At 39.9% G+C, this 6,125-nt stretch carries 6 protein-coding genes; 1 reads left to right on the forward strand and 5 read right to left on the reverse strand.

Annotated features, from left to right (window positions below; genetic code table 11):
* Positions 1-100: 100 nt before the first annotated feature.
* The 5 genes from G519_RS0124955 to G519_RS0124975 form a co-directional block, all read right to left on the reverse strand.
* The gene (locus G519_RS0124955) at positions 101-2,035 is read right to left on the reverse strand and encodes a hypothetical protein (protein WP_029197004.1); all 1,935 of its coding nucleotides are present in this window, start codon (positions 2,033-2,035) and stop codon (positions 101-103) included.
* Positions 2,032-2,838, reverse strand: a complete 807-nt coding sequence (locus G519_RS0124960) for a PP2C family serine/threonine-protein phosphatase (RefSeq protein WP_029197005.1) — start codon at positions 2,836-2,838, stop codon at positions 2,032-2,034. The genes G519_RS0124955 and G519_RS0124960 overlap by 4 nt, the downstream gene beginning before the upstream one ends.
* Positions 2,838-3,509: a vWA domain-containing protein gene (locus tag G519_RS0124965; protein WP_029197006.1), complete on the reverse strand. Its 672-nt coding sequence runs from the start codon at positions 3,507-3,509 to the stop codon at positions 2,838-2,840. Before G519_RS0124965 ends, G519_RS0124960 begins: the two co-directional genes overlap by 1 nt.
* 324 nt (positions 3,510-3,833) lie before the next feature.
* Positions 3,834-4,148 carry a hypothetical protein gene (locus G519_RS0124970; protein WP_029197007.1) on the reverse strand — a complete coding sequence of 105 codons (315 nt, stop codon included), beginning with the start codon at positions 4,146-4,148 and terminating at the stop codon, positions 3,834-3,836.
* A 45-nt stretch (positions 4,149-4,193) separates the two neighbouring features.
* Entirely contained in the window at positions 4,194-5,396 is a 1,203-nt protein-coding gene (locus G519_RS0124975; RefSeq protein ID WP_029197008.1) for a restriction endonuclease, read from the reverse strand.
* Between the two features lie 457 nt (positions 5,397-5,853).
* Here G519_RS0124975 and G519_RS0124980 point away from each other — a divergent pair.
* On the forward strand, positions 5,854-6,125 hold a 272-nt coding region (locus tag G519_RS0124980; RefSeq protein WP_036633728.1), incomplete at its 3' end, for a helix-turn-helix domain-containing protein.

The following is a 6,125-nucleotide window of genomic DNA, read 5'->3' on the forward strand; positions in this document are numbered from 1 at the left end:
CTACCCTAGTGGTACATTTCAATGACTTGTCCATATCGCCATTCACAGTTATAAATTCCACCCAAGAAAACTTTATACTCTTTTATCCTTTCCTATTACTCTACAGTGCCTTACGATCAACATCAGCTTGAGCCAATCTATTGGCACAATTCAACAATTCAGACCAGATAGCATTTCTTCTAACTTTGATTTGATTAGAAATTTGCGCCAACTGCGACTGGCCTGCTAGCAATTCCTGCTCCAACTTTTTTCTCATCGCAGCCATATCACGATCTACGTTGGCGATATCCGATTGGGGTACACCTAACTTAGGGTTGAACACAAAATTACGTTCTACCCTGCTACGCCAATCCGTCAGCTTCCTTGTATACGATGGTCCAAATCCAGGTACCTGTCTTATGGCATTGGCATTTATATCCGCCGCTGTTTCTATTCCAAACGATTCAAGCGTAGCTTTTCTACTTGGACCAATGCCTTCTATTTTAGCATCTTCGATTCTAAAACGTTGGAGATAAGCATATAACTGCGTATTCTTTTGCTGTGATTCAAGTTGTTTTATCTTATCGCTCCTCAGACCGACAAGCCCTTGATATTCTCGTTTTGCCTTCTCTAGTTCATTCAACTTCTTAGTAAATGCCTCATGACCTGCTTCTCTCGCCCATCTTACCGACAATTGCTCCCAGGCTTGCTCCGCCTCTTTGTGCTTTTGGAGTACTTCTTGTTTCAACTGGCTACCGTCACTGTCTCTTAGTGCTAGTGTAAAAATTACGATTGCTATCACAATGAAAAACCACCCTGTAGGGTACAAAAAAAACAGTGTTACGCCTAAAACGGAAGGAATGACAGATAAAAATTTCTTCCTTTTTCGGGTTCTTGCTTTTTCTATAACTTTTTGAGACGGATTAATACCGTTTAAGGACACGATAGGTAAACCAGGAGCCACGCCAGGCGAGGATACCGCTACGATTTGAGCCCATACAGCATCCAATTTAAAAGTACTAAGAAATTGACTGCTCATTGCTAAAAGCGTTGGAAAAAGTACTACGCCTGTCTTTCCTTCAAGCTCACACCAGGGACAAGTGCCCAATATGTTAGGAAAACTATGCTCTTCTTTATGAGAACATTTTTTCATTTGATTAGACAAATCACTTAGGACTGCAACCCATTCTTTAGCGCTTGGTCTGCGTCCATATCCTGTGCCCTCCTTAGAGAACGCTCTCTCAAATAAGGCTCCAATACTCGATGGCAATGCCTTTAATGAGAGTGTGCCTGGAGGAGGTTGCATCATCATTGTCGCGGCAGAGTTACTATATGCAAATCTAAACTCCTTGATCGCTTTTTCAATTGGCATATCTCCAGGACCCAGATATCTGCCTGAGAACGGATGCCTTCCCATGAATAGCAGTAGAAATATAAATACTGCCAAGCCGAAATTATCATGATTCGTGGTTCGATCAACATCCCTAAACGAAGAGATGTTCTGAAACTCAGGCGGCTGATACATTGGTATACCGACATCGCATTTGTATTGAGTTCCACGCGATACAATCTGGAAGCTGTCACAATCAACTATCATAACTGTTCCATTATCAGTTACATAGAAGTTCCCATGATTGACATCACCAATAACATGACCGCTTTCATGCACAGTTGCAAATGCACGAGCTAAATTGGTTGCCGTATGAATAAGAAAGGGGAATGTTGCCTTAGGAAATTCATTCAATCTAGTCTTTGGACTATACAAACTATGTATTGCCTTACCTACGAGCCTTGGCATTAAGAACCCAATAACTTGATTGTTACTATTCCAAAGAACATCTACTGGCCAAGTGGTAAAGCTAAGTAGCGATTTATTTTTCAAACCAACCATAGTCTTTATTTTCTCTTGCTTTAGCTGGCTAATTGATTGATGATACACTTTTCCAACTACAGTTGGGTCCGATTTCACCTCGTATACGGAACCTTCCCCACCCTTGCCCAATTCAACCCCTAGGTAGACAGTTTTTCCATTACTAGTGATCGTATTTGTCATCATTTATCATCTCTATTCGAAGGAGGGTTTCTTCGCGTAGCCAAAATAAGAGTTTTATCATCATCTGTACGATCATTAATTTGACTCGATGATAGGAAAGCAGCTAGTGAAGTCACAAACTTTTCTGTCCTCATCTCCGTTTGTATTCTAAGGGCATTAAAAAAGGGACGAAAGAATGGAGTATGAGCACTCTGTGATTGATAGTGCAATGCTAATCGTTGCAACCCATCAGTGAACAACGAGACCTCATCAGTTATTTTTCCAGCATGAATACTGAATTGTAGCTTCTCTTTAGCCCTTGACTCTGTGGCAAAATAAGTCGTATTTTCGTATTCGCCCTGCTGGGGCCAAAACTCCCACGTATATGTATCGTAATCATCTGGCGAGGCTACTACGATCGCCCCATCACCAATCTGTGCAAAAACAGCAGTATCATTAGAAATCACCGTTGAGATAAATGTACAAGCAAATTCACGAGTTGCCTGTTCCATAGCTGCTGCCCTGACTTGTATCTCGTTTTGAAACCTTAAGATCCACTCTTCATAAAACTCTTTCGTCAGTGTCTTGACTTCATTACCAGTTTCTAAAAAGGCTCGCATCTCGTCAATAAATAGAGAGCAAGCCAAAGCCGATCCAATAGCCGAGTGTTGCGCACTCCCAGCACCGTCAGAAGCTATTGCTACTAAAACTTGTTCTCCATTCAAATCATTTAGTACCTCACAAGCTGATGAATCTTGGCAGGGTTTTCCGCCCTTTATATGAGAGGTCCCAATGACAGATGCGTTGGCGTACCTCCATGTTGCCACTAGATAGTCCCCCAACCTTCTGGTGTAACTGGGTTCTGAAGTTGTAATTGATCTCCTGGAGCTGAATGAGAAACTGAGCTCAAAGAATTTGACAACCAGGAGAACAAATCTCGGAATCTTAAGCCTTTTAGTTTGATTGGGTCTCTAGCAGAGATTTGTCTTAAAGTATTCATGTCTGCGTCTTCCACTCCAACTGCAAAGAACATGAATGCTTTTGAAGTTTCTCCTTCTTTCACAAGTGTAGCGGCTCTTTGCCAGTTATCCGTAGGTGCACCATCAGTGATTAAAAAAATCCAAGGGCGGTAGTAGGATACACCGTTTTGCTTATATATTTCCTTACGAGAGTTCAGCATGTCAATTGCTTGTTCAATTGCACCACCCATGGGTGTATTTCCATTAGCAGATAGTGTCGGTGGGTAGTATAAGTCGGGACTTTGAAAATCTGATATAACCTGTACTGGACCAAATCCAACTACAGCCACTTCAACTCTTTTTATAGCCATACTATCTGCGATTAGCTCATCTTTAAATGCGATGAGTCCATTATTTAACTCACTTATAGGCCTACCATTCATTGACGCGGAGGTATCTAGAAGAAGTATACACGGACATCTTGGCTCAGGGTTTTCAGCGAATTCCGCTGCAAATGGTATTTGATCAAAATTAGACATTGAAAGTAACCACCTTCATCAAATATTTTATTTGTAATACTGGATGATCTCCGCTTTATATAATAACTTAAGAGCTCTATTCCAGCAGGCATCACCATAATTATTACCTATATGTGATTATAGGCCAAAGATCTTATTATTAGAATCGCAGGTAAATTATTCCGAATTATCAGCTAACCTTTGTGTTTCATCATATAGTGACAGTTACGATTAACCCTTCAATAAGATATTGTTTGATATGTATCCCTGTAACATAACTTCTAGTTCCTACTAAGCAACCGATAGTACGCGGTACGTTATCCATTAATATAAATACTACATTATTCAAGCTAATTCTTTTAGTTGGAGTATAGCAGACTTAGTATTCGCTTCTATAAAAGATTCAATATTAGTTACATCCTCCTTATTGAACTCCCTTGTCTTTGCAATAATAACTGCCTTTCCCTTACGAACATCCGCAAGTTCAGTACTACCGATAAATATTCTATGATAAAAAGTACTTCCATCTTCATAAAGTAAAACTCGATGTTCATTTGTTCCAGGCGCGTACGTTAAACATCTTTCATACATCAACTCAATGTCTACTATAGTCTTGGGATTCTTTAGTGCTAGTGCTGTAGCTTCGGTATAGAAACTCATAAATTACCTGCCCTTTTCTCCCTCTTTAGGGATTTTTGTATCATATCACCTTAGTTGAAATTCTGCGATAAGTGCAGGTCTCTTAGCTAGAAGGCTTTCAAGATGACTCTCAGGCCACATTTCTATTGTAAGTGCTGAATCTGACTGGTTGTGCTTTTCAATTAAAGCAACAGCATCCGCGGTGAATCTGCCAGATGTAGCAAAAACGATAACATCTACACGCGGCGACTCCCAAAGTTTGATCTGCTCCTTAATTAAGGCAACTTCGGCAAGATTAATACTCTTTGTAAGATAATGCTTACACTGTATTAACACCCTTCGTCTATATATCCCACTTAAACCATCTTTAATAATTCTTGTTACAGATAAGTCTCTCCCTCGATCTGATGCATTTGTATGCATTAACCACTCTGCGTTTTCATAACCCTCCTCAGAAACAATAAGTGAATATATCAGTCTCTCAAACCTATCGGGACTCAACTTCTCCCAATTTAGTTTTGTTACTATGGAACCTCTTGGCTTTTGTACTATGATGTCTGCTAAATCGTCTATATCTGTTGGTAACGGCTCATTATGGTTGTAGAGATTTTTCGTTAAGACCTCCTTTACAATAAGCCATATATTATTCTTAATATTCTGTAGATCACTTAAGTAGCCCCAAGAAAGATGTCTCATTAAGTTATCCCATTCTGGTGGGCGCCTCACACTACTTCCAAGCAGCGTATTCAACTCTTGGATTTTTTGATTCAAATGCTCCCACTCACTAGCATTAAATAATTCATAATGCTCTGTTTGTTCCCCATACGTTGCTTCTAGAACTATTAAAATAGTATCAATTTCAGCGAAAACCTCACTTACCGCATCTCTGACAAGCTGTCTTCTCATAATATCAAATTTAAACCGATATTCTCCCAATTCAGATCCTGGCTCATCAATCCATCTTTCAATCGAATGAATGGCGCTTATCTCATCAATCTCCATAGCATCTATTCGATTCTGTGCTATACTCAATAGATCATATGGCTCAGTGTCAGGTTTCCAACCTTCAATTTTAGGTAGATGATTTAGTATGTGACTGTAGGAACGGCGAAGCCCTTCATACTCTATATCTGATGAATTAAATGAATACCCCTCTGATATGATTTCGCATAGCTCTCCCCATATACGCTCAAGTTTACTTAAGTTCGCTTCAACTGATTCAAACTTACGAATTGCACTATCTAATGAGCTAGAAGGCCGATCAGCCATACAATTTCACTCTCCTTATTTTAAAATGCTCACAAGCTACCATCCAATTTTTTCCTAAAATTTTTCATGTTATCTCTCGACAGTCGTTAACTTAATGTATTTCAGGAGTTTACCTGCTTATGCTAACTATTAACCCGCCCCTACCACTTATACCACCGAAGCAATCTCCGCGATTATCTCTAGCTTGCATAATCCTGTGAATCCACCGCTATGAAATCATCTGAGTTTCTTCATTCCTCTTTCGGCTTGTACTTACTAGCACTTTCTTTAGGAGTTGCATCAACAAGCACTAGTTCTGGGCAACCATCCTTATCCTTATTGTTTAAGTAAAATTCTTTCAAAGCATCAACTCTACTTTCTGGACCTCCATTGTGAACAGCTATATAAGTTGAACTAAAGGAATTCATTCCCATGCCGTTGAAATAAAGATACAAAATCTAAAAACGACGGTGGACATATGGAATCGACACAAGCATTTATAGAGATTGAAGCTTTGATGAAAAAAGAGAAAGATCGGCGCATGTTTGAGAGGTATCAAGCCATTTATCTGCAGTTGAAAGGTAAGAATGCTCTAGAGATTTCAGAGATCATCGGCAGAACGGAACGAACCGTCTATAAATATATGCGTGCCTATCGTGAGGCTGGAATAGCCGGACTGCAAATGAATTATTCAACTGGAGCCCCTGAGCGACTAACGAAGGAGCAGCAAGAACAACTTCGACATACCAT

It is taken from the genome of Paenibacillus alginolyticus DSM 5050 = NBRC 15375 (genome assembly GCF_000422905.1).
Taxonomy (GTDB): domain Bacteria; phylum Bacillota; class Bacilli; order Paenibacillales; family NBRC-103111; genus Paenibacillus_E; species Paenibacillus_E alginolyticus.

Bases quoted from the DNA above. Each gene is read 5' to 3' on its own strand.
- G519_RS0124955 (WP_029197004.1), bottom strand. From the start codon at position 2,035: ATGATGACAAATACGATCACTAGTAATGGAAAAACTGTCTACCTAGGG.
- G519_RS0124965 (WP_029197006.1), bottom strand. From the start codon at position 3,509: ATGTCTAATTTTGATCAAATACCATTTGCAGCGGAATTCGCTGAAAAC.
- G519_RS0124970 (WP_029197007.1), bottom strand. From the start codon at position 4,148: ATGAGTTTCTATACCGAAGCTACAGCACTAGCACTAAAGAATCCCAAG.
- G519_RS0124975 (WP_029197008.1), bottom strand. From the start codon at position 5,396: ATGGCTGATCGGCCTTCTAGCTCATTAGATAGTGCAATTCGTAAGTTT.